The organism is Herbiconiux oxytropis (genome assembly GCF_024979315.1).
GTDB lineage: Bacteria > Actinomycetota > Actinomycetes > Actinomycetales > Microbacteriaceae > Herbiconiux > Herbiconiux oxytropis.
Window position 1 is genome coordinate 92,970 of record NZ_JANLCK010000007.1, and the last position, 22,462, is coordinate 115,431.

At 70.6% G+C, this 22,462-nt stretch carries 23 protein-coding genes; 10 read left to right on the forward strand and 13 right to left on the reverse strand.

Annotated elements, in window-relative coordinates:
- The first annotated feature begins 135 nt into the window (after positions 1 to 135).
- On the forward strand, positions 136 to 423 hold the full coding sequence (locus N1028_RS13370; protein WP_259529779.1) for a hypothetical protein: 288 nt from the start codon (positions 136 to 138) through the stop codon (positions 421 to 423).
- Between the two features lie 43 nt (positions 424 to 466).
- Complete coding sequence (locus N1028_RS13375; protein ID WP_259529780.1) at positions 467 to 895, forward strand: M55 family metallopeptidase; 429 nt, start codon at positions 467 to 469, stop codon at positions 893 to 895.
- Positions 896 to 1,018: 123 nt separating this feature from the next.
- On the opposite strand, the gene N1028_RS13380 is transcribed toward N1028_RS13375, so the two are convergent.
- The 4 genes from N1028_RS13380 to N1028_RS13395 all read right to left on the reverse strand — a co-directional run bounded on the left by N1028_RS13380 (position 1,019) and on the right by N1028_RS13395 (position 5,360).
- Positions 1,019 to 2,251 carry an FAD-dependent oxidoreductase gene (locus N1028_RS13380; RefSeq protein WP_259529781.1) on the reverse strand — a complete coding sequence of 411 codons (1,233 nt, stop codon included), beginning with the start codon at positions 2,249 to 2,251 and terminating at the stop codon, positions 1,019 to 1,021.
- Between the two features lie 31 nt (positions 2,252 to 2,282).
- Entirely contained in the window at positions 2,283 to 3,422 is a 1,140-nt protein-coding gene (locus tag N1028_RS13385) for an alpha/beta hydrolase family protein (protein ID WP_259529782.1), read from the reverse strand.
- Between the two features lie 16 nt (positions 3,423 to 3,438).
- A complete protein-coding gene (locus N1028_RS13390; RefSeq protein ID WP_259529783.1) occupies positions 3,439 to 4,353 on the reverse strand; it encodes a fumarylacetoacetate hydrolase family protein in 915 nt (304 codons plus the stop codon).
- Positions 4,354 to 4,436: 83 nt separating this feature from the next.
- Positions 4,437 to 5,360, reverse strand: coding sequence for a LysR family transcriptional regulator (locus N1028_RS13395; RefSeq protein ID WP_259529784.1), 924 nt, complete (start codon positions 5,358 to 5,360; stop codon positions 4,437 to 4,439).
- A 121-nt stretch (positions 5,361 to 5,481) separates the two neighbouring features.
- Here N1028_RS13395 and N1028_RS13400 point away from each other — a divergent pair, with 121 nt between their 5' ends.
- Together N1028_RS13400 and N1028_RS13405 are read left to right on the forward strand one after the other, a co-directional pair.
- Complete coding sequence (locus tag N1028_RS13400) at positions 5,482 to 6,507, forward strand: VOC family protein (RefSeq protein ID WP_259529786.1); 1,026 nt, start codon at positions 5,482 to 5,484, stop codon at positions 6,505 to 6,507.
- A complete protein-coding gene (locus N1028_RS13405) occupies positions 6,504 to 7,274 on the forward strand; it encodes a cyclase family protein (RefSeq protein WP_259529788.1) in 771 nt (256 codons plus the stop codon). The genes N1028_RS13400 and N1028_RS13405 overlap by 4 nt, the downstream gene beginning before the upstream one ends.
- A gap of 402 nt (positions 7,275 to 7,676) precedes the next feature.
- Here N1028_RS13405 and N1028_RS13410 read toward each other — a convergent pair whose 3' ends face one another.
- The 3 genes from N1028_RS13410 to N1028_RS13420 form a co-directional block, all read right to left on the reverse strand.
- Positions 7,677 to 7,799 (reverse strand): hypothetical protein, encoded by a 123-nt coding sequence (locus tag N1028_RS13410; protein ID WP_259529794.1) that lies wholly within the window; start codon positions 7,797 to 7,799, stop codon positions 7,677 to 7,679.
- 65 nt (positions 7,800 to 7,864) lie between these two features.
- Positions 7,865 to 9,586: an amidase gene (locus N1028_RS13415; protein ID WP_259529796.1), complete on the reverse strand. Its 1,722-nt coding sequence runs from the start codon at positions 9,584 to 9,586 to the stop codon at positions 7,865 to 7,867.
- A complete protein-coding gene (locus tag N1028_RS13420) occupies positions 9,583 to 10,698 on the reverse strand; it encodes an agmatine deiminase family protein (protein WP_259529797.1) in 1,116 nt (371 codons plus the stop codon). The genes N1028_RS13415 and N1028_RS13420 overlap by 4 nt, the downstream gene beginning before the upstream one ends.
- Before the next feature lie 190 nt (positions 10,699 to 10,888).
- Here N1028_RS13420 and N1028_RS13425 point away from each other — a divergent pair, with 190 nt between their 5' ends.
- The gene (locus N1028_RS13425; protein ID WP_259529798.1) at positions 10,889 to 11,167 is read left to right on the forward strand and encodes a hypothetical protein; all 279 of its coding nucleotides are present in this window, start codon (positions 10,889 to 10,891) and stop codon (positions 11,165 to 11,167) included.
- A gap of 33 nt (positions 11,168 to 11,200) precedes the next feature.
- Here the strand turns inward: N1028_RS13425 and N1028_RS13430 are convergent, their stop codons facing one another.
- Positions 11,201 to 11,407: a hypothetical protein gene (locus N1028_RS13430; RefSeq protein ID WP_259529799.1), complete on the reverse strand. Its 207-nt coding sequence runs from the start codon at positions 11,405 to 11,407 to the stop codon at positions 11,201 to 11,203.
- Complete coding sequence (locus tag N1028_RS13435) at positions 11,404 to 11,730, reverse strand: DUF7882 family protein (RefSeq protein ID WP_259529800.1); 327 nt, start codon at positions 11,728 to 11,730, stop codon at positions 11,404 to 11,406. Before N1028_RS13435 ends, N1028_RS13430 begins: the two co-directional genes overlap by 4 nt.
- Positions 11,731 to 11,992: 262 nt before the next feature.
- On the opposite strand from N1028_RS13435, the gene N1028_RS13440 reads away from it, so the two are divergent.
- Complete coding sequence (locus N1028_RS13440; RefSeq protein ID WP_259529801.1) at positions 11,993 to 13,264, forward strand: MFS transporter; 1,272 nt, start codon at positions 11,993 to 11,995, stop codon at positions 13,262 to 13,264.
- On the opposite strand, the gene N1028_RS13445 is transcribed toward N1028_RS13440, so the two are convergent.
- Positions 13,218 to 15,842 carry a LuxR C-terminal-related transcriptional regulator gene (locus tag N1028_RS13445; protein WP_259529803.1) on the reverse strand — a complete coding sequence of 875 codons (2,625 nt, stop codon included), beginning with the start codon at positions 15,840 to 15,842 and terminating at the stop codon, positions 13,218 to 13,220. The two genes, N1028_RS13440 and N1028_RS13445, sit on opposite strands and share 47 nt — an antisense overlap.
- A 220-nt stretch (positions 15,843 to 16,062) precedes the next feature.
- On the opposite strand from N1028_RS13445, the gene N1028_RS13450 reads away from it, so the two are divergent.
- Positions 16,063 to 16,536, forward strand: coding sequence for a DUF6157 family protein (locus N1028_RS13450; protein WP_259529804.1), 474 nt, complete (start codon positions 16,063 to 16,065; stop codon positions 16,534 to 16,536).
- Positions 16,537 to 16,555: 19 nt separating this feature from the next.
- Here N1028_RS13450 and N1028_RS13455 read toward each other — a convergent pair whose 3' ends face one another.
- Together N1028_RS13455 and N1028_RS13460 are read right to left on the reverse strand one after the other, a co-directional pair.
- Positions 16,556 to 16,945 (reverse strand): VOC family protein, encoded by a 390-nt coding sequence (locus N1028_RS13455; RefSeq protein WP_259529806.1) that lies wholly within the window; start codon positions 16,943 to 16,945, stop codon positions 16,556 to 16,558.
- Positions 16,946 to 16,975: 30 nt separating this feature from the next.
- Positions 16,976 to 17,266, reverse strand: coding sequence for an ArsR/SmtB family transcription factor (locus N1028_RS13460; RefSeq protein WP_259529809.1), 291 nt, complete (start codon positions 17,264 to 17,266; stop codon positions 16,976 to 16,978).
- A 145-nt stretch (positions 17,267 to 17,411) separates the two neighbouring features.
- Here N1028_RS13460 and N1028_RS13465 point away from each other — a divergent pair, with 145 nt between their 5' ends.
- From N1028_RS13465 to N1028_RS13475, 3 genes are all read left to right on the forward strand, one after another.
- Positions 17,412 to 19,415: a cell wall-binding repeat-containing protein gene (locus N1028_RS13465; protein ID WP_259529811.1), complete on the forward strand. Its 2,004-nt coding sequence runs from the start codon at positions 17,412 to 17,414 to the stop codon at positions 19,413 to 19,415.
- A 184-nt stretch (positions 19,416 to 19,599) separates the two neighbouring features.
- Complete coding sequence (locus N1028_RS13470; RefSeq protein ID WP_259529813.1) at positions 19,600 to 20,115, forward strand: hypothetical protein; 516 nt, start codon at positions 19,600 to 19,602, stop codon at positions 20,113 to 20,115.
- 202 nt (positions 20,116 to 20,317) lie between these two features.
- A complete protein-coding gene (locus N1028_RS13475; RefSeq protein WP_259529815.1) occupies positions 20,318 to 21,904 on the forward strand; it encodes a response regulator transcription factor in 1,587 nt (528 codons plus the stop codon).
- A gap of 54 nt (positions 21,905 to 21,958) precedes the next feature.
- On the opposite strand, the gene N1028_RS13480 is transcribed toward N1028_RS13475, so the two are convergent.
- On the reverse strand, positions 21,959 to 22,462 hold the full coding sequence (locus N1028_RS13480; protein ID WP_259529817.1) for a hypothetical protein: 504 nt from the start codon (positions 22,460 to 22,462) through the stop codon (positions 21,959 to 21,961).

The window sequence follows — 22,462 nt, forward strand, 5'->3', positions numbered from 1 at the left end:
GCGCCTCCTCGGGGCAGGGCGAGGGCTGGAACCCGCCGTGGCCGGCGGCGCGATGCACCTTGCGTTCGGCGGCACCCCGACGCGGGAGCGCAAGCCCCTTGCGAGAGGTCGGGGGTGGTGGATTCGCTTGGGATCATGAGCGCGATCGACGACCCCACGGAACGACCTCAGACCCTGCAGCGGCCCCGGGGAGGTGTCGATCCGGTCGCCGTGGTGGCCGTGCTCGGCGGGCTCGCGGCGATCGTGACGCTCGCGGTGGGGATCCCGACGTGGATCCCGCTGTGGTTCGCGGTGATCGGGATGTTCGCCGGCATGGTGTCGGTGCTGCGGTCGCGGCCCTCCGCGGCGCGGTGGCTGGCGACGGTCGGGATCGTGGTGTCGGCGGTGCCGTTCGCGATGTTCTTCTTCTTCATCACGACCTGAGCGGGCCGGGCGCGCGGCGGAGGCATCCGCCTAGGCTCGGGGGATGGACGCGACGCGCAGGTTCTTCATCTCGGCCGACCTCGAGGGCGTGGCGGGAGTCGTGGCGAGCGAGGAGCTGCGGCCCGGGAACGCGGAGTACGAGTGGGCCCGGCGCCTGCTCACCGACGAGGTGAACGCCGCGGTCCGAGGCATCAGGCGAGCGGATGCGTCGGCCGAGATCGTCGTCTCCGACGGCCACGGCGGCTACCGCAACATCCTCCCCGCCGACCTCGACCCCACAGCCGGCCTGCTGCGTGGCAAGCCGCGGCCGCTCGCCATGATCGACGGCATCCGGAGCGGCGACGAGGCGATCTTCATCGGCTACCACCCCCGCGCCGGCGCGCGCGGAACCCTGAGCCACACCTTCGACGACGCCGTCCTCGACCTCCGCTGCAACGGCAGGCCGACGCCGCGAGCGTGCCCCCGCCGGTGATCCGCACCGGGCAGCGCTCGGTGCAGGTCGTCGCCCCCACGATGGTCGAGGCGTACCGCTGGATCCGCACGATCGTGGCCCTCGCCGCACACGCCTAGGACGAACGGGCCCCCATCTGCCTGGTCACGTGAGCCCCTGAGCGCTCAGCACGTCACGGAGCAGGGTCTGCGCCTCACCCGTGTACCCCTTGCTGATCTGCTTCTGGGGGATCTTCGTGTGGTCGAACAGGAAGTTGCGCAGCATCCGCACCGGCTTGGGGTAGTTGTGGAAGACCCGCCCGAGCGTCTGCGCAAAACTGACCACGCCATTCGTGTACTCCACCCGCTGCGCGTCGTAGCGGGCCAGGCCGGCTGCCAGCGACCGAGGGTCGGTGAGGTCGAGACCGCGCAGGAACCTCCCGAGGAAGTAGCCGTCCTCGATCGCCATGCCCGCTCCGTACCCGGCGTAGGGAGAGGTCGGATGCGCGGCATCACCGAGCAGCGTCGCTCGCCCCTTCGACCAGGCGGTGAGGTTGTCGCGGTACTTGACGACCCACCGGAACAGATGGTCGGGGTCCGTGGCGCCCACGAGCGCGGGAACAGGATCGACGAACTCCTGCACGCGGTCGGCGACGTAGCGGTAGGGATCCGCCGGCGCGGCCTGGTCGATCGCGCACGACTCGACGAACCACCACTCGAAGCAGTCCTTCTCCTGGTATCGGAGGGGCTGGATTCCCAACTGGTAGTGCTCGTCGTGGTGCATGACCATCTCGTCGCGGGACGCCCCGTCGAACTCCGCCCACCCCAGCCAGACCGCGATCCCGAGGTGCTTGAGCTCGGACGGCCCCCAGACGCTCTCGCGAACTCTGGAGTTGATGCCATCGGCTCCGATCACGAGGTCGGCCCGCTCCACCCGGCCGTCGGAGAAATGGAGCTCGACCGCGTCGGGGGACTGCTCGAGGTGGTCGAGAGCGTATCCACCCCGGACCATGTCCGAGGGCACCCGGGCCAGCATCCGCTGATAGAGATCGGAGCGCATGGCGCCGGCGAGCCACCCGGAGACCCCGGCCTGGTCGAGCAGCGACTCGTCGGTCTCCCAGAGCACTCGATGCCGGCCGTCGCTGCGGACCATGCGCTGACTGTGTGCCGGCTTCAGGTCTTCGATGTCGATGCCGTAGCTGCGGAGGATCACGATGCCGACGGCATTGATGGTGATGGCTCCACCGAGCGGCTCCACGAGCATGCTCTTCTCGTAGACAGTGACGTCGAAGCCGGCCTCGTGGAGGGAGAGCGCGGCCGAGAGGCCGCCGACGCCGGCGCCGACGATGGCGACGGTTCCCCGCGAACCGCGGGGTGGGGTGCTGGAGTGCGAGTTCATGGTGTCCTTTCGGGATGAGGGAGGTGCGGCGTCACAGTCGCGCCGCGACCCAGTCGGCGATGAACGCCGACACGGGGAGCATGTTGTCGACGCTGACGTGCTCGATGCCGCCGTCACGTGACGTGAAGATCTTGAGTTCGCGGTCGGGCGAGCCGGTGGCGGCCTCGAACTGCTCGGTGGCATCGGTGAGAGGGATCTGGCGGTCGCCGGCTCCGTGCGTCACGAGGAACGGCACCGTGATCAACGACACGACTCCCGCCAGGGAGATCTCGGCCGCTCGTTCCATGAAGGCGTCCCGATCCTCGACGCCCCACACCCACTGCACGTGCTTCCAGTAGTGCGGCACCGGGTTCTCGCCCTCGCGCCGGGCCCGTGCCTTCTGCAGTTCACCCCAGTGGTAGTTGGCTCCCCAGGCCACGCACAGCGCGAATCGCGGTTCGAACGCCGCAGCCCGCGGAGCGTAGTACCCGCCGAGCGACCAGCCCACGATGCCGATGCGCGCCTGGTCGATGTCGTCACGTGACTCCAGATAGTCGATGCAGGCTGATCCCCAGCGCTCGCTCTCCGGCACCGCTGTGAGGCCCCGCAGCCGAAGCGCCTCGCCTGTCCCCGGGTGATCGACCATCAGGAGCGAGATCCCTCGGCGTGCCAGCTCGGTGCGCAGCGGCGACCCCCACATCTGCTCCTTCGTGGAGTCGAGGCCGTTGAACTGCACCATCACGGGGGTCTGCGGCCCGGCTCCGGGTGCCCGGAAGAACAGGCCGGGGAAGCTCCCGCCCTCGAACGGGATCTCGACCCTCGAGACGGGTTCGCCGCCGTAGGTCACGACCCGAGCGAAGGCTTCGAGCATCTTGCGGTAGACATCGGCTCTGCGGCGGCCACCGATCTCCTGCATCCGTTCGCCGGTCATGTAGTAGTTGGCGGCGCGTTCGAAGCGGGCGGCGGCACTCCACGGCCGACCGGCGGCGAGCTCCTCGTCGCCCAGTGAGACCATGCGATCGCCGAGCCCCTCCCAGGCGTCGAGGTAGGCGGACGTGGCGTCGTCCCCCTCTGCCGAGAGTCCGATCACGGGATCGATGGCCTCGAGGATCTCGGTCAGCTGGCCGCCGGTCGAAAGCGAGAGGCTCACCGACAGGTTCCAGACGTAGTTGCCGGGGAACGGTTCGAACATGCTGATTCTCTTTCAGTCAGGCGCCGCGGGGCGGCTGGATGGTGGTGGTGATCCGGCCCAGGCGCTCGACCTCGAGGGTCACCACGTCCCCGGCCTCGAGGTACGGGAATCGCTCGAACCCGTGCACCCGACCGAGTTCGAGGATGCAACCGGTGCCGACGGTGCCGCTGCCGAGCACGTCCCCCGGCACGAGGGTGGTGCCGCGGGATGCGTGGCTCAGCATCTGGGCGAACGACCAGTGGATGCTCGACCAGTCGCCGAGGGAATACGGTCGACCGTTCACGTCGACGGACATCCTCAAGGCGTACCCGTTGCCGCTTCGACGGTCGGCGAGCTCATCAGGAGTCACGAGAGCCGGCCCGAGCGTGGTCGCCGAATCCTTGCCCTTCGAAGGTCCGAGGCCGACGGTCATCTCCCGTTCCTGAAAGTCCCGCGCACTCCAGTCGCAGAGGATCGTGTAACCGGCGATGTATCGCTCGGCGTCGTCGACCGCCACATCGGAACAGCGCTCGCCGACGACTGCGGCGATCTCGAGCTCGAAGTCGAATTCGGCGCAGCCCGGAGGAATCGCGATGGCCTGCGCCGGCCCCGCCACCGCGGCCGGATTGCTGAAGTAGAAGACGGGTCGCTCGTACCAGACCGGGCTGACCGAGCGTCCGAGCGCCGCCATGGAGGCGGTCACATGCTCTTCGAACGACATGAAGTCGCGCACCGAGGGCGGCGTCTCGATGGGAGCGAGCAACTGCACCGAGGAGGCGACCACGACTTCGAAGGGCGCCTCCGCAGCAGTCTGCGCCGCCTGCTCGAGACCGCCTCGGCCGAGGATGTCGATGAGTTGCTCCTCGGCATCCAGCGCCAGGATCGTGTCGCTCCCGAGCATCCCGACGTGCTCGAGACCGTCCGAATCCGAGATGTACCGTACCCAGCGCATTGCCACTCCAGTGTGTCGATTAGACCCGAGTGTGCAGGACGCAGGAGGCCGTTCCTATGGCAGCGTCCGTATGTCACCCATCATCAGGATCGATGCTCGCCCGCGCTCGCGAGGTCGCCCAACTGCCCTCGCAACCAACGGTGCCCCGGGTCGGCCCCGTGGCGGGGCGACCACACCATCGTCTCGGTGATCACCCCCAGGTTCACCGGCGGCGGGAAGATCCGGTAGCGGGCGTCGTCGCCCATGAGCTCGAGCGCGAGTCGTCGCTGCACGACCGTGAAGAGGTTCGTGCCTGGCAGCAGGAACGGTGCCATCACGAACGACGTCGTGACGACCTCAGGATCGCGTTGGATGCCGAGGGCGCGCAGGCGCCCGTCGACGAGCGTCGTCATCTGGCCCTGGTTGGACTGCAGGTAAGGCATGGCCGTCAGATCCTCGACGGTGAAGGCGGAGTCGGGCTCGGTGAGGACTGCGGCGTCGGTGACACACACGAAGGTGTCCTCGAAGAGGGTCTCGTGCGGGAGGTCCAATCTCGGAGGCAGGATCTCCCGTGGCACGACGACCGCGTCCGTCTGGCTGCGGCCCAGCTGCATGAGCAGGTCGGGACCCACGGGCGTGATCACGAGCCGCACGCCCGGAGCCACGTTTCGCAGTCTCTCCATCAGAGGACGCAGCAGCACCAGGGCCACGTAGTCGCTCGCCATCACCGTGAAGGTGCGGGAACTCGTGGCGGGGTCGAAAGCCACCCCCGAGTTCACGACGGCCTCGATCCCGGTGAGCACGTCGGTGAGCGGTTCGCGCAGTGCTTCCGCGAACGGTGTGAGGCGGAGTTCTCTGCCCACACGCACCAGCAACGGGTTGTCGAAGAGCGCGCGCAGTCTGGCGAGGGTGGCACTCATGGCGGGCTGCCCCACGAGCATCCGTTCGGCCGCGCGACTCACGCTGCTCTCATTCAGCAGCGCGTCGAGGGAGACGAGCAGGTTGAGATCGATGCTCCGCAGGTTCATGGGGGAAGAGTATCGGCGTGGTCGATGGATGCCATAGGTTCCGGTGCATTTACGCGCAACCCGCGGACGGGCATCGTGGACTGCGAGCTCGACGACGAGCAGAGATCGGAGGACGCGTCAGATGAAGAAGCTACTGGGTCATATCGCTCACCTGGAGATCACGGCACCGGAGCCGGAGGAGTCGGCGAAGTTCTATGTGGAGAGGTTCGGCATGCGTATCGTGGACCGGCTCGGAGACCGCATCTACCTGCGGTGCTGGGGTGACTACGACCGATACAGCCTCGTGATCGCCCCGGGCGACGATGCATCGCTTGCCACGATGGCCTGGAGGGTCGACTACCCCGAGGCGCTCGACGAACTCGTGGGCCGGCTCGACGAACGCGGCATCTCGGGCTTCTGGCGCGACGATCTCCCTGCAGTGGGGCGGGCCTACGAGTTCGTGGGCCCCTTCGGGCACTCGATGACCCTGTTCTGGGAGGTGGAGCCCTTCACCACGGACCCGGAGTTCGCCTCCGTCTACCCCGATCGGCCCGAGCGCAGGGCCATCCATGGTGCCGCGCCCCGCTTCCTCGACCACGTCACCGTCGCCAGCACCGATGTGGAGGGGTTCGCAGCCTGGTACTCCGAGGCCCTGGGGTTCCGCGTGATGGCGAAGACCTACCTCGACCATGCGCCCGTGAACGTGTTCACCGTGCTCACGACCAATGAGAAATCCCATGACCTCGGCATCGTGCTCGACACCTCGGACAGGCCGGGCCGCGTTCACCACATCGCTTTCTGGACCGATCATCCGGAAGACCTCGTGCGCACGGCCGACCTCATGCTCGAAGCATCCGTGCCGATCGAGTACGGGCCGTCGATCCACGGGATCGGCGAGCAGAACTTCCTCTACTTCCGGGAGCCCAGCGGGCTGAGGGTGGAGGTCAACTCGGGAGGGTACCGCAACTACGTGCCCGATTGGGAGGCGCGGCGCTGGACGCCCTCGGCGGGGTCGAACAACTTCTTCAAGAACTGGAACATGCCCGACTCGATGATGGAGGCGTTTCCTGCGGCAGCAGGCTTGACCGCGACGGAGGACGGCGCTTCGCCCCAACTCGAGAAAGCGCTCGCGAACCCCTGGGCGACCACGACCGGGGCGGCTCGATGAGGGTCATCGACCTCTCCATCACGCTGGACAACGACACACGGGCTGACCCGCCGTTCCAGCGCCCGCGGATCGAGTACACCACCCACGCGCAGACCGAACCGCTCGTGGAATCGCTGTTTCCGGGCCTGACCATCGGGGCGATGACCGGGGGGACGGGGTGGGCCGTCGAGCAGGTGACGCTCTCGACCCACAACGGAACGCATGTGGACTCGCCGTGGCATTACCACCCCACGATGAACGGGGGCGAGCCCGCCTGGGGCATCGATGCGGTTCCGCTCGAGTGGTTCTTCGCTCCGGGAGTCAGACTCGACTTCCGGCATCTCCCAGACGGGTACGTCGTCCAGCCCGCTGACATCGACGCCGAACTCGCTCGCATCGGATACGAACTCCGTCCGTTCGACATCGTCCTGGCGAACACGGCAGCCGGGGCGCGGCTCGGCCACGACGACTTCATCGACAGCGGCTGCGGCTTCGGCCGGGCCGCGACACTTCACCTGATCGCGGCCGGCATCCGCGTGATGGGCACCGACGGCTGGAGTTGGGATGCGCCCTTCTCGGCCACCGCTGCTCGATTCGCTGAAACCGGCGACCCGGGCATCGTGTGGGAAGGGCACAAGGCGGGCATGGAGGCGGCCTACTGCCAGATCGAGAAGCTCACGGCGCTCGAGACACTGCCCGACTTCGGTTTCACCGTCTCGTGCTTCCCTGCGAAGATCCGGGGTGCGTCTGCCGGATGGACGAGGGCGGTCGCGCTCATCGAGGAGTGAATCGCGGGCTCCGGGTGAATGTGCGGGTGAAGCACGGCGCGGTGGCCCGCGGTGCGGCGGGCGGTGCGCATACGATGGCGTCGGCCGCCGTTCCGATCCCCATCCTTCGGCGGCCGACCCGAACGCAGTCGCTTCGGCGTGGCCCCAGGAGCACCCACCTGGGGCCACAGGTCTTTCTGCCGGAGTATCGGAGGGCCGGCACGCCTGAGGCTTGGACGAGAGCAAGGGCGCTGCACGACGTTGTGGGGCGCCCTTGCCCTCTGTGCGGAGTGGTTCGGTCTGCGAACCGGGACTCCGAGACGACCGCGGCCACCCTGATAGGGATTCAGCGTCGCGACCTCAGCACAGGCTACGACGCGTGCCCGCCGCTGTCCAGGGGGTCGACAGCCGTGCGGTGAACTCTCAGCGCTGGCCCCGGAAGAGCTTGAGGATGACGATCGCCGACACCCACACGATCGCCACGGTCGCCAGCCCCAGCAGGCCGATGTAGAGGTACTCGAGCCAGAGGTAGGTTTCGTCGTTCATCGTCGCTCCTTCACGTCGAGACCGACTGTAGTCCTCCAGTCCCCTCCCGGCAGGGGCTTGCGCACTCAGCCGAGCGCCGGTGTGCGCGGTGGCGGAGTGCGCCGGGGCGCGAGCCGCTCGAACGCCGCCGCGAGCGCGAGGAGTGCGCTGTCGGAGTGCCCGCGGCCCGCGAAGGTGAGACCGACGGGCATCCGGGTGTCGCTCATGGTGCCCATCGGCACGGTCACGGTGGGCACACCGGCGTGGCGGATGGCGAGGTTGCCGTTGGCCACCCAGACCCCGTTCCGCCAGGCGATGTCGGCCGAGGTGGGCTCCACATCGGCGTCGGCGGGCGCCACGTCGGCCATGGCCGGGAACACGACGGCGTCGAGACCGAGCCCGTCCAGCCACTCCTCGAGGTCGACGCGACGGGTCTCCTCGAGGCCGCGAACCCCCTCGTCGAGATGGGGGATCTCCGTGAACGACGCGACCGGATGATCGCGCACGTGGCGCGGGTAACCGGCGATGTCGTCGGGGAAGCCGTCGTAGCGGTCGGGCAGCGCGCCTGGCGGTTGCGGGAAGATCTGCTCGCCGTCGACCCCCCCGAGGGAGGGCAGCGCGGGATCGCCGTTCGCACGCAGGAAGTCGTCCCAGGCCCACGCCGAGAGATCCACGATCTCGCGCTGCAGGAACTCGGGCGACACCAGCCCCCGCGTGAGGATCGTGGGCGCGCCCGGCCGGTCGCCCTCATAGTTCGACACGAGCGGGAAGTCGACCTCCACGATGCTCGCCCCTGCTGCCTCGAGATCGGCTCGCGCCGCCTCCCAGAGGTCGATGACCGACTGCCGCGTCTCGATCCGCTGGCCCGTGGCACCCCCGACGCCCGGCTGCTCGGCGGTGCCGGCGAGCGGATCGGCGTTGATGTAGAGACGCGGAACACCCAGCCGCACTCCGGCCAGCCGCTCTCGCGCGGCCGCCGCATCGGCGGGGGCGAGTGCAGGGTACGAGGGAGGCCGCACCTCGGAGGCCGACGGCAGCGCCACCCACGGCTGCGCGCGCCAGAAGTCACCGCGCGTCTCGGGGTCGTCGGCGACGATGACGTCGAGCACAGCGAGGAGATCGGCCATCGAGCGGGTGTGAGGCACGACGACGTCCATCGTGGGGGTGAGCGGCCAGTTGCCGCGCACCGAGATCACCCCGCGCGAGGGCGTGTAGGCGCAGAGCGCGTTGCACGACGCCGGCGCCCGGCCGCTCGACCAGGTCTCCTCGCCGAGACCGAAGACACCGAAGCTCGCTGCCGTGGCGGTGCCCGAGCCGTTCGAGGAGCCCGAGCCGAACGCCGAGGTGAGGAAGCCGGCGTCGTAGGGGCTCTCGGCGCGGCCGTAGAGGCCGCGCTGCATGCCGCCGTTCGCCATCGGCGGCATGTTGGTGAGGCCCAGGCAGATGGCGCCGCCCGCCCGCAGCCGCTCGATGGTGAAGGCGTCGCACTGGGCGACGAGCTCGGCGAACGCCGGACTCCCGGCCGCGGCGGTGAGGCCCCGCACGAGATAACTGTCCTTCGCGGTGTAGGGGATGCCGTCGAGTGGGCCGAGCGGCTCTCCGGCACGTCGCCGGGCATCGGAGGCCTCGGCCTCGGCGAGGGCCTCCGGGTTGTGCACCACGACGGAGTTCAAGGCCGTGGGCGTCGCTGGCCCGTCGAATGCGTCGATGCGGGCGAGGTGTGCACGCACGAGCTCGACCGCCGTCGTTCTCCCCTCGGCGAAGGCCCGCTGCAGGTCGGCGACGGATGCCTCGTGCACCTCGATCACGACGCGACCTCGGGCTGCTGCTGGGTGATGCAGTGGATGCCGCCGCCGCGGGCGAAGAGCTCGCGCGCGTCGACGGTGACCACGGTGCGGCCCGGGTAGGCCTCGGCGAGGATCTCGCGAGCCCGGGCATCGGCCTCGGGCTCGTCGAAGCCGCACGCCACGACGCCGCCGTTGACGACGAGGTGGTTGACGTAGCTCCAGTCGACGAAGTCTCCGGTGTCTGCGGTGTCTGCGGTGTCAGCGGTGTCAGCGGTGTCAGCCGAGTCGGTGCCGTCGTTCCCGTCGGTCTGGTCGACCTCGTCGCGGAGGGTGGCGGGGGCCGGCAGGTCGACGACCGTGAAGGGGCGCCCGGCCGCATCCGTCTGCCCGGCGAGGAAGGCGCGGAGCTCGGCCGAGACGGCGTGGTCGGGATGCCGCGGGTCGCGCTGGTCGTGCAGCAGCACGGTGCCGGGCGCGGTGATGGTCGCGACGATGTCGACGTGGCCGCTCGTGCCGAAGTGGTCGTAGTCGCGGGTGAGGCCGCGGGGCAGCCAGACGACACGGGTGGCGCCGATGGTGCGCCGGAGCTCCGCCTCCACGCGGGCGCGGTCGGCGTAGGGGTTGCGGCGCGGGTCGAGCTGCACGGTCTCGGTGACGAGCACCGTGCCGGTGCCGTCGACGTGGATGCCGCCGCCCTCGTTCACGAGCAGCGAGCTCACGAGCTCGGCCCCCGCTGCCTCGGCGACCACGCGGCCGAGATCCGCCGACAGCCGCCACTCGGACCACTCGTGGTCGCCCCAGCCGTTGAAGGTCCAGTCCACGGCGCCGAGGAGGCCGGGCCGTGACTCGTCGACCACGAACGTGGGGCCCACGTCGCGCATCCAGAACTCGTCGAGGGGCGCCTCGAGCAGCTCGATGCCGCCGGACAGCATGCGCCGCGCGCGGGCCGTCTCGCTCGGGTCGACCACCATCGTGACGGGCTCGTACTCGGCGACGGCGTGGGCCACGGCGGTCCAGGCCGCGTAGCCCGCCGAGCGCTCGGTCTCGGTGCCGCCGAGCGTGATGCCTTCACGGGGGAACGCCATCCAGGTGCGGGTGTGCTCGGCCGTCTCGGACGGCATCCTCCAGGTCATCGTGCTTCCTCCTCGGTGGGTGCTGCTGCGGTGTGCTGCGAACCCCCTGCGACGATCGTCTCGGGAACGCGGCCTCGGAGCAAGGACGACGCACCGGCGTTCTGCGCTTGGTGGAAGAAGTGCGCGCGGTCAAGCCCCGGTCGGCGGTCCGGTCGGCAGGCGTACATTCGATGCAACGGCGTAGCGCGTCGTGTCCGACGACGAAAGCCGACCCATGACGTTCTTGCTGACGATCAACGACCATTCATATGCTGTGGAGGATCCGGCCGTGGCCGCTCTCGAAGCCCGCATTCTCGAGGCCGTTCATCTGGGCGGGGCGTTCGTGGACATCGAAACGGGTGGCGCTCGGGAACGAGTCCTGATCACGTCGGCCACGACGGTCAGGATCAATCGGGTGCCGTGCGCGGTGGCGGCTGACGACGACGCAGATCTCCTCCCTGACCTCTCGTTCCTCGAGCTGGACCTCTGAGACGGAGCCGGCCCTCGCCGATCAGGGGTGGGCTCACGGCCGGCTGGTCACGACGCTCCGCACCGGTGTGAGCCCGTGCTCTGCCCAGTCGGCTCGGATGAGGATGCGACTGATGGCGTCGCGGAGGCCCGGGTCGGTGACGTCGGACACCCCGGTGGCGTTGTCGGTCAGCTGGTCGATCTTGAAGCGGTCTTCATCGACGTCGAACTCGAGGTCGACCAGAACCCTGTGGTTGGTCACCTCGTGGCGAGATCAGCCACAGGGATGTCGGCCTCATCGACGAGGCGCAACCCCGTGGGGGTCTCGGCCGTCGCGATGATCGACCGCACCCACAGCTCGTTGATCCGGGGTGGGCGGCTGCCGTTGAAGCGGAACCGGATGTCCGTGGACGGGCAGATCCAGAGCGTCTCGCGGCCGCTGCCGAGGTCGGGGGCGCGTTCGAAGGAGAACGCGATGCTCTTGCCGGCGCGGAGCAGGCTGAGCAGTGCGATCTTGAGGTGGGCGAGGGGGCGATCGTCGACTTCGATCGCGTAGCTGTCATTGCCGTAGTAGAGGAAACCCATGTCACAACCGCCTTGTTCTCAGAATGAGACCACAAGCCGGGACCGGGACCTGAAGTGCCCGCTTCCGACGAAGACAACAACGACGGAGGGGATGAGCCCGACCCTACGCCTATCGGGGCGTCGTGTCACGGGGTGGCCCCCGATCGAGGGGGGTAGAACTGCTCGATGTGTGCGTGCTATTCGCGCAAGGCACGGGCCGCAGGGGTGATCGGGCTTCGGGGGCCGAGTTCTAGGATCGGGTGGGCGGAGAGCGAGGTGGTGCGTGAAAAGGGTTCTGGTGTTCGCCGCGGTCAATCTCGTGGTGTTGGGGGCCTTGACCGCTCCGGTTGTGACCGGGCTGCCTCTTCTGATCGCTCGGCTGGTGCCCGAGGGGGAGCGCACGGGGGTGCTGGCGTTCGTGACCGTGTGCGGGGCGATCGCCTCCGTGGTCGCCAATCCGCTGTTCGGGCTGGCGTCGGATCGCACGCCGGGGCGATTCGGGCGACGGCGGCCGTGGCTGCTCGGGGGCGTGGTGCTCGGATTCGGTGCCACGGTGCTGGTGCTGAACGCCGGGAGCGTCGCGGCGCTCGCCGTCGGGTGGGTGCTCGCGCAGACCGCGTACAACGCGTCGCTGGCCGCCGTGGCCGCGCTGCTCGGCGACCAGGTCGAGGAGCAGCGGAGGGCGTCGGCATCCGGGATCTTCGGGGCCGCCGCATTCCTCGGCACACTGCCGCCGCTCGCCCTCGCCGCGCTCGTCCCCGACCGGCTCGACATCGTGATGCTCACCATGCCGACGGCGGCGCTCGCCGTGGGGTTCATCGCCTGCCTCGTCATCCGGGACACCCCGCTCGCCCAGGTGCGGCGGACGAGCCTGACGGGTTCGGCGCGGCGCCTCGGCCTCCGCGGTCTCGAGCTCCGGCGGTACAGCCTGTTCGGCTGGGTGTGGCTGCAGCGGTTCATGCTGCAGCTCGCGTTCTCGCTCGTGACCACCTTCACCCTCTACTTCGTGGCGGTCCGGTTCGTGCTGTCGCCCGAGGGCGCATCGCCCGCGGTGGCGGTCACGACGCTCATCGGTGGTGCCGGGATCGTGCTGTCGGCGCTCGTCACGGGCTTCGTCGCCTCCCGCCGGGGGCGTTACGGGCCCTTCATCGTGGCCGCGTCGCTGGGGCTCGCCGCCGCGGCGGCGCTGCGTGCCCTCGCTCCCGACGTGCCCGTGCTGTGGGCGGGCGCCGCGCTCGGCGGCGTCGCGCTCGGGGCGTTCTACGCGGTCGACCTGGCACTCGCCCTCCGGGCGATCCCGGCGGGGCGCTCCGGCACGTTCCTCGGTGTCTTCAACATCGCCGAGACCATCCCGCAGGCCATCGCGCCGGCCGTCGCTCTCGGCCTCCTCGCCCTCGCCGGGCCCGATCCGGTGACCGAGACCCCCGAGAACTACACGGCCCTCTACCTCGCGGCCGGTGGGGTCGCCCTGCTCGCGCTGCTGCCGCTGCCGTTCCTCCGGCCCATCCTCACGCGGGCGGCTCCGGCCGACCCCGAGCCGCGAGTGCCGCGATAGCCTCCGATCGGCTCGTCACCCCGAGCTTGCGGTAGACCGAGCGCAGCTGCGTCTTGACCGTGTTGGGCGAGACCGACAGCATCGCCGCGAGCTCCGCGGTGTCCCTGGCCTCCGGCAGCGCTCGCGCGAGAGCCGCCTCGCGGGCGGTGAAGACGGGCCCGGCGGTCAGCGAGGCGACCCCGGCATGCCGCCGTGCTCGCCGCAGGAGCTCGTCGTCGCCCTGACCGGCCGCCGCCGCGATCCGGATCATCGCGTCGAGGGCATCGGTGGGCACGAGCGCGAGCGCGAGGCCCTGACCCCGATCGGTGAGGAACGCCACCGCTTCGCGCACCACCGGCGCAGCCCGTTCGTGGTCGCCGAGCAGCGCGAGTGCGGCGGCCCGCAGTGTGGTCCGCTCGCCGCGAGAGCGCGAATCGGCTGCATCCCGCACCCGCAGGAGGTGCCTCAGGGCGTCTTCGGGCAGCCCGCACGCCAGGTCGATCCGGGCCGCCGCGATGCCGTGCCTGACCGCACCGCTCGAAGCCGGCGCCTTGCCGAGCGCCTTCCTCGCTCCCTCGGCGTCGCCGGCGGCGACCAGGAGCAGCGATCGCGTCTCGGCGAGACGGGCGAGCGAGCGGGCCGCCGCCGAGCTGCGTCTGCGCTGCCGCGCGATCTCGGCGTCAAGCCGGAGGAGCGCGCGGTCCGGCTCGCGGCGGAGCAGCCCCACCATCGCGTCGACCTGAGCGAGCAGCGCCCAGTGCTCGATCGTGCTCCGGTGCGGGTGGAGCGAACGGATGCGTCGGTCGGCCTCGTCGGCGTCCCAGCGCTCCAGGGCGAGCAGCGCCTCGGCGAGTTGGAGGAAGCTGCCGGGGTAGCCGGTGAGCCAGCCCTCCGGCCACTCGAGCAGGGCGGCCTCGCTCGCCACGTGCCCGGCCTCCGTGAGGTCTCCGGCCACGGCGAGCGTGCCGGCCGTGAGCGCCGTGCCCTGCAGGCCGCCCTTCAGCCCTCGGGAGGCGCCGATGGCCGTCGACCTGGCGAACGACTCGAGAGCCTCGTCGAACCGTCCGGCGTAGAACAGCGTGGTGCCGACCTGGTTGTGCAGGGTGGGCTCGGTGCGGCCGAGGTGGTCGCGATCCTGCGGGCTCATCTCGAGCAGCACGTCGCGGGCATCCAAAGCCGCGCCGAGCGCGCTCTCCGCGCGGCCGCTCACCCGCAGGGCGGCGGTCTCGATCGCCCGGAGCAGCGCCCGGTCGGCCGGGCTCGAGCGCTGCCGCTGGGTGCGGGCGGCGTAGCCCGCGAGCGCGAAGTACTCCAGCGCGCGCAGCCGGTGGTCGCCCGAACGGTTGTACTCGAGGGCGAGCAGCATGGCCACGAGCGGCTGCCGGCGGAGCTCGACGAGCGAGGTGCGGTGGAACAGCACACGCAGCTGCGGGCCGTGGTTGCGGAGGATCTCGTTCCAGTGCTCGCGCACCACCTTGTTGACGAGCTGCCAGTCGCCGATCGACACGGCACGACGGAGCGCGGCATAGGGGCGCCGGCGGTCGAGTTCCCACAGGGCGACGGCGCCCACGAGCGCCGGGAGGTGGGCGGGCCTGGCGGCGCGGAGGCGGCGTTCGAAGGCCTCGCGCACGACGGGGGTGTAGACGAACTCCTGACCGCCGGACGGGGTCGCGGTGCTGCCGGTCCAGAGCCCGAGGCCGTCGGACTCGGCGCGGTCGAGCAGGGCGCCGACCTCGTCGGTGGTGAGGGGAGTGCTGCGTCCGGTCGGTCGGAGGCGCGCGATCGTCGCGATCTCGGCCGCCAGCCGGAGGTCGAGCGAGTCGGCGATCGAGGTGGCGGTGACGAATCCCATGAACTGCTCGTCCCATGCCCCGCTGGCGAGCTCGAGGCGCACGAAGGAGTCGAGGAGGGCCGCGATGTCGTCGTCGCTCGGCTCCGATCCATCCTGTGCGTTCGCCGCCATCAGCCGGGCGAACAACGGGAGGCCGCCGCTCTGCAGCACGCGCTCGACGGCCGGCGACCCCGGTTCGGCGGCTAGGGCGTCGGCGGTCTCGGCCGCGGTGAGGGCGAGTTCGGCGGGTTCGATCACCGACCGGTCGAGCCGCAGGGCCAGTGCCGACTCGTCCGAGAGGCTGGAACGCCGGGCGGTGGCGCGGATCTCGAGGCCCGGGAGGTCGAGCAGGGCGTCCAGGAGCCCTGCGGAGCACTCATCGGCCAGCCGCTCGAGACCGTCGAGGGCGAGCGTCGTCGTGCCGGGCCGCTCGCGCAATCCGTGCCGCAGCAACTGCCAAGGGTCGGCCCCGCCGGCCAGGGCGTCGGAGGCGGACCGCAGCGTGTTGCCTGGTTGCAGAAGACCTGCGGCGTCGAGTTCTGATCCGATGAGCTGCACCAGGGCGGCGGCGCCCACCTGGTTGTCGCGGAACCGGATCCACACGCCGGTCGCCTCGGTCGACGAGGCCCAGTGCGCCATCGCCACGGTCTTGCCGTACCCGGCCGGAGCACGCGCCACCACGAGCGCCTGCGGCCCCTCGAACCGCGCGCTGAGGCGCGATCGCACCCGCACGCCCTCGGGAACGCGCGGAACTCCCGTGATCGCCATCCACCCATCCGATCTCACCCGCACCCGGTCGCCGGGACCGGATGGCCGCCGACATCATAGGCAGACGCCTCGGAGCCGTCACGCCCTTCGCGCGCCGGTCACCCCTTCATTCACCCTGTGCGGTCGCCCTCGCAAGGATTCCGTGAGGGCCTCGGCTGCGCGCGTTCGGATCCCGATAGGAGGCGACACGGCGCGTGCGGATGAGCGTAGACCTGTGTCCGTGACCCTCACCAGCATCCTCCCCACCCTCCGCGCGACGATCCCCGACCCCCTCCTCATCGACCGCTGGCCCGAGTGGACCCACCCCACCACCACCGATGTCGTCGTCTCCGGGGTCTCCCTGCTGCGGCTGGTCGAGATCTGCGACACGCCCTGCGTGCACGTCGCCGCCGCCGTGATCCCCGGGACGCATGGCCGGCCCTCTGGCCTCGAGCAGGCATCCGTGATCGTCACCCGCGTCACCGCCATCTCGAGCGTCGGAACGGTCGAGCTCGACGCCGACCTCGAGCGCTTCTTCGCCAAGGGGCAGCCGTGCCTTCGCGCCTCCCCGCTCGGCAAGCGCTACGGCTGGGGCACCCACCACGACCTTGAGGCCCGCGTCGCCCTCTACGCCCTCGGCACGGCCGACTACGACCGCCTCCTGAACGACCCGGCCCTCATCCAGAAGGCGGCGATGCGCTCCTCCCGCGCCTGATCCGACGTGTGGTCATCCCTCAGCCCGCGAACTGGGCGAGCTGCAGGAGGTTGCCGCAGGTGTCGTCGAGCACGGCGACGATCACGGGGCCGAGGTCGGTCGGCGGCTGCGTGAACGTCTCGCCGAGGGCGAGGAGGCGGTCGTACTCCGCCTGCACGTCGCCGACCCCGATCACGCAGAACGGGATGCCGTCGGCCACCAATGCGTCAGTGAAGGGCGCGACCGCCGGATGGCCCTTGGGTTCGAGCGAGATCTGGGTGCCCTCCGGCCGCTCGGGGTCGACGACCGTGAGCCAGCGGTGCTCGCCCATCGGGATGTCGGCGGCGACGTCGAACCCCAGTCGGGATGTGTAGAAGTCGACGGCACGCTGCTGGTCGTCGACGAAGATGCTCACGGTCTGGAGCTTCATGCTCTCGCCCCTCTCAGGGTCTCTGCGGTCTCACGGTGTCTGCGGTCTCGGTGGTCTCACCGGCCAGCGCGCAGTGACCTGCGCGAGCGGTGTCGTGTCGATGGTGTGCAACTTGTAGCGGCCGCGGCGCTCGCTCCGCACGAGCCCCGTCTGCTCGAGCACCTCGAGGTGTTGCGAGACGGCCTGGCGCGAGGGCGTCAGCCCGTGCTTCATCGCGAGCTTCGAGCACAGCTCGAACAGCGTCTGCTCATCCCGCTCCACGAGCTCGTCGAGCAGGATGCGCCGGGTCTCGTCGGCAAGAGCCTTGAAGACGTCGGCCACAGCTCCACGATAGGCAAGTGATCGCTTGCCTGTCAAGGGTCCCGCTCTGCCCGCCTCCTCCCCCCCCGTGCTGGGGGTGCCGATCGGTGAGGGGGTTCTGGGAGGATCGGGCTGCGGCTTCCTGGCGCCGCCAAGGGGGAAACACATGAACGGTCCGTCCAACCTGCGCGCCCGCAGCCGAGTGATCATCCGGGCGGTGGCGTCGGTCTCGGCCGGCGCACTTCTCGCTGTGGCCGGTTCGGTCGCCGCGGGCGCCACCACCTCGGCACCCGCGAGCGCTGCCCCGGTGACCGGGCCGGCAGCCGACGGCGTCTACCTCGGAACGCCGTGGGTGAAGCCGGGAGAGCAGTTCTCCGTGCACTTCGTGGGCGACTCGGGGTGCGGCCAGGTGCAGTCGGCGGAGTTCGTCGAGTCGGACTCCGGCATCGTGACCCCGCTCGCGATGGCGGGATTCAGTGAGTACTACTGGGTGGTGCGCGACTTCGCGTTCCGCGAGCCGAGCTCGTGGAACCCGCTGCCGACCGGCAGCACCGGCGCCGTCACCGGCCAGGTCCGCCTCACCTGCACCGACGAGGGCGCGGGCGCGGGAGCCCCGACGAGCATCGTCGATCTGCCGCTCGTCGTCTCGCCGACGCAGCCGGCGACACCGTATCGAACCCCCACGACCTGGACCTGGTACTCACAGAGCCCGATCGCCGCGGGGGTGGCGGTCACCGTGAATGCGCTCGGCTTCCGCCCGGGCGAAGCCGTGACGGCCACCGTCGTCAACCAGACCAAGTTCGACGTGGCCTCGAGCTTCTCGGGAGGAGTCGCCGTACCCATCAGCGCGACGGCCGACGGCGAAGGCGCCGTCACCGCCCAGGTCGTCCTCCCGTCGGGCTGGGCCACCACCGACTCGCTCGGCATCATCGTCGCCGGAGCGTCGAGCCGGTACCTGCTCGATGCTGCGAGCGGCGACCCGTTCAACGGCGATCCCTCGCTGACGCTCTCCTCCAACGGGCTCGCCGTTCCGGGTGGAACGGTGCCCGTGCGCGGCGGTGGCTACGCCGCCGGAGAGACGGTGGCCGTCGCCCTGCACTCCGCTAATGCACGCGCCGCGAAGATCGCGACCCTGAAGGCGGATGCGGCGGGTCGCATCTCGGGCGATGTGGCGATCCCCGCCGGCACGGCTCCCGGCTCGTACCGGCTCTGGGCCGGCGCGACGGCGCTCAGCTACCATCTGCTGAACACCCCCATCGTCATCGGCACCACCGCGCGGATCTCGGCCCCCGACCGCTACACGAACGCCGTCGCCATCGCCAAGGCCGCGTATCCCGGCACCGCCCCGGTCGTGTACGTGGCCACGGGCACCAACTACCCGGATGCCCTGGGCGCCGGGGCCGCCGCGGCGAACGCGGAGGGCCCGCTGCTGCTCACCACGCCGGCCGACCTGCCGGCGGCCGTGCGCCAGGAGATCCTGCGTCTGAAGCCGTCGAAGATCGTCGTCGTGGGCGGACCGAACTCGGTCTCCGAGGCGGTCTACGCACAACTCAGAACTCTCGCCCCGGCGATCGAGCGCCGAGGCGGCGCCGACCGGTACGAGGCGTCCCGCTCGATCGTGGCGGGCGAGTTCGAACAGGCCGGCCGGGCCTTCATCGCCACGGGCGCGACGTTCCCGGACGCGCTCAGCGCCACGAGCGCCGCCGCGAGCCAGGACGCGCCCGTCATCCTCATCCCGGGCGCGAAGACCTCGGTCGACGCGCAGACCCTCGCGCTGCTCGACCGCCTCGGTGTGCGCTCGATCACGATCACGGGCGGACCCAACTCCGTCTCGCCCGCGATCGAGTCGCAGCTGCGCGCGAAGTACGGGGCATCCGCGGTCACGCGCCTCGGCGGCGCCGACCGCTACGAGGCCTCGGTGAACATCAACCGGGAGTACTTCGGCTCGGCCTCGGAGGCCTTCGTGGCCGTGGGCGTCAAGTTCCCCGACGCGCTCGCCGGAGGTGTGCTCGCCGCCACGAAGTCGGCGCCGCTCGTGGTGGTGCGTGGCGACTGCGTGCCGGCGGGCACCCTCGGTGCGCTGTCGACGTGGGGCGTGCAGAAGGTCACCCTGCTCGGCGGCACGGCCTCGCTCACGCCGCAGGTGGCGGCGCTCCGCGCCTGCGCGTGACGCCCCGCCCCCTGCCGCCGAGGCAGGGGGATGTGTGCTCAGAACGGACCGAGCACGTCAGGGACGGCCTCGCTCCAGTGGTGGCCGTCGAGGGCTCGGTGGTCACCTATCGTGAGGTGCGGGTTCGGATGCCGATGCGGTCGGCTGGTCGCAAGGGGAGGCATCCCCTCGGAGGGAGTGCACGATGAACGAGTCGGCGAGTGCGGCGCGGGACAGGGGGAGCCGGTTCGGGCCCGACGCGGGAGAGCGGATCAGCGCCGGCTGCTACGGCGCCCTCGTGGCGGCGTCGACCCTGGTCGGGCTGACCGAGGCCTCCACGGGGAGCCTCATCCTGATCGTCGTGCTGACGAACCTCATCTACTACGCCACGCACGTCTTCGCCTACACCGTCGGCTCCCCCGGGGAGGAGGGGGATGAGAAGGCGGGCTGGCCCACCGTGCGCCACCACCTGGCCGTCAGCGCCCCGATGGTGTCGGTGACCTTCCTGCCGGTCGCGCTCGTGGTGGTGCTCGAGGTCGTGGGGGTCGACCGCGAGCCGAGCGTGCTGGCGGGCGTCATCGTCGCGCTGGCCTACCTCGTGGTGGTGGCGACCGGTGGGGCGTTCGTGCGGGGGCTCAGGCCCGTCACGGTCGTGCTGGTGGGCGTGCTCACGCTGGTGGTCTCGGTCGCCCTCGTCGCCGCGAAGCTCAGCCTGCACTGACTCCGCGGATGTCGAAGGCCTCCCGCATGTCACGGTCGGCGGGGAGCTCGTCGAGGCGGCTCCAGAGCACGCGGCCGATGTCGTACTCGTCGGACCGGGGCGGAGCGATCTAAGCTGGTTCTGGCCGCGCGCGGATCGCATCCTGGGCCCGCGGGGTCTGGCCAGTGCGATGTGCGTGATCAGGATGGTGGGGAACACGGCTGTGGACGACGATGGGATCAGGGGCGGTCGTGCGCTCGGGGAGCAGCTGCGGGCGCGGGTGGCCGAGGCCGACTGGGATGCCGTCGTCGGGATCCTCGATCAGCAGTGGGGTCTGATCCTCGCCGACGATCCCGGGCTCATCGTGTCGACCGTGAAGAGCCTTCCGCCCGAGGTGATCGCGCAGAACCCGAGGTGGGCGGTCGCCGGGAACTACGTCGACCGCTTCGCGACCGAGAGCGGCGGCCTGACGACCGTGTTCCGTGGCACCCCGCAGACGCCCGAACCGGAGAGCCTGCTCGATGTGCTCGCACTGCTGACGAGCAAGATCGCCTCCAAGCGGGCGACCGGCCGCTTCGGCGAGGCTGCTGCGGGCGCGGCCGAGGCCCGCACACTCGTCGATGAGGCGGATGACGCGAGTGTCGCCACGCTGCAGCAGGCGCTACCAGAGCTGCAGTATCAGTGGGCGATGGCCTGGGAGTACGCCGGCGACAACGACCGAGCGGCGCGCGAGTACACCGACAGCTACGACAACGCGGTGCTGATCGGTCACCGTCTCGCGGAGGCCTCGGCGGCCGGCGCGCTGGCGTGGCTGCACGCGTTCGCCGGCCGGAACATCCAGGCTCGCAAGTGGCTCGGTCGGCTGCCCGCTGAATCGGGCGAGTGGTGGGAGAGCCGCGCCTCGGTGACCGCGCGGTTCGCCCGCACCCAGCTCCTCGTCGACGAGCTGCGAGGGGACGAGGCACGCGACGAGCTGTCGCTGGCCAGCCTTCAGGGGGTTCCGGACAGGTGGCCGGCGCAGAAGTACCTGCTCGCCCTCACCGAGAACGACCCCGCCAAGAGCCTCGACCTGCTCACCCAGATCGATTCCACAGCACTGGCCCTGCCGCCGGGAGCCGCCGGCGAGGGGGCGTGGGCGCCTTTCGTGGCGCTCACCCGGTCGATGCTGTTCGCCCGCGTGGGCAATGCGGCCCGGGCCGGTGAAGTGCTCGACGACGTCGCTCTACGGGATGACCTCGACCTGGGGTCGCAGGTGATCCGGCTCCGGAGGGCCGCAACGCTGCTCGTCAACGGCGACGCAGCGCGGGCATCCCGGCACGCCGTGAAGCTCATCGCACATGCCACCGGAACGCCCCGGGTCCTCGTCGGGGCCCTCGCCCTCCGGGCCGCGGCGGCGCTGCGCTCCGAGGACACCGTGATCGCGACACGTGACTTCGCGTTCGCCGGCGAGCAGGCCGCGAGGCAGCAGCTCTACCTTCCGCTGACGCTGCTGCCCCGCGCGGATCTGAGGGCTCTGCTCGACCTCGTGCCGTCGGCGGTCCCCGATCCTCTGCGGGACGTTCTGCTATCGGGCGCCATGCCCGACGGTGCGGGTGACCCGTTCCTCCGCCTGACCCCTCGCGAGCTGAGCATCGTCACGAGTGCCGTGGGTCGCACGCGGCTGAGCGAGATCGCGGCCGACCGGTTCGTCTCGGTCAACACCGTGAAGACCCAGCTCAGGAGCATCTACCGCAAGCTCGGTGTCAACTCTCTCCGGGCGATGCAGGTTGTCGCCGCCGAGCACGGCTACGCCCCGGTCACCGACGACTGAAGGTCCATGTGGCCGACGCTGCGGATGCGGCAGACACCGACGGCTCGGCGGGCGCTACTTCTCGGTGAGGGTGACGTCGAGGCCCGCGTCGGGGCGGTGCTGCCAGGTGGCCGCGATGCCGGACCACTCCGCGGACTGGGGGCCGTCATCCGGCACCGTCGAGCTCATCGCCTCGAGCGCCTCGGCGGAGGCATCGACCTCCACGAGCACGCACACGAGATCGGCGGCGTCGAGCCCCTCGACCGTGCTGTCGCCGGTGGTGTCGAGGCCCACCGAGCGGCCGTCCTCCGCCACGGAGGCATAGGGGTTGCCCTCGAGACCGCAGTAAGTGACCGCCGCCTCGATCTTCGAGGGCGCACCGGCACTGTTCGCCACGGCGACGACGATCGCCGTGATGACCGCGGCCACGATGAACGCCGCGACGATGCCGAGGGCGATCCAGGCCCGCCGGGTGGGGCGGAGCCTCGCCGGCGGCCGCTCCGGATGGTGCGGGCCGGCGGCGGGGAAGAGGGTTCCGAGAGCGTCGGGCTGGGCGTCGTCGTCGCGTGGGGCAGTCAT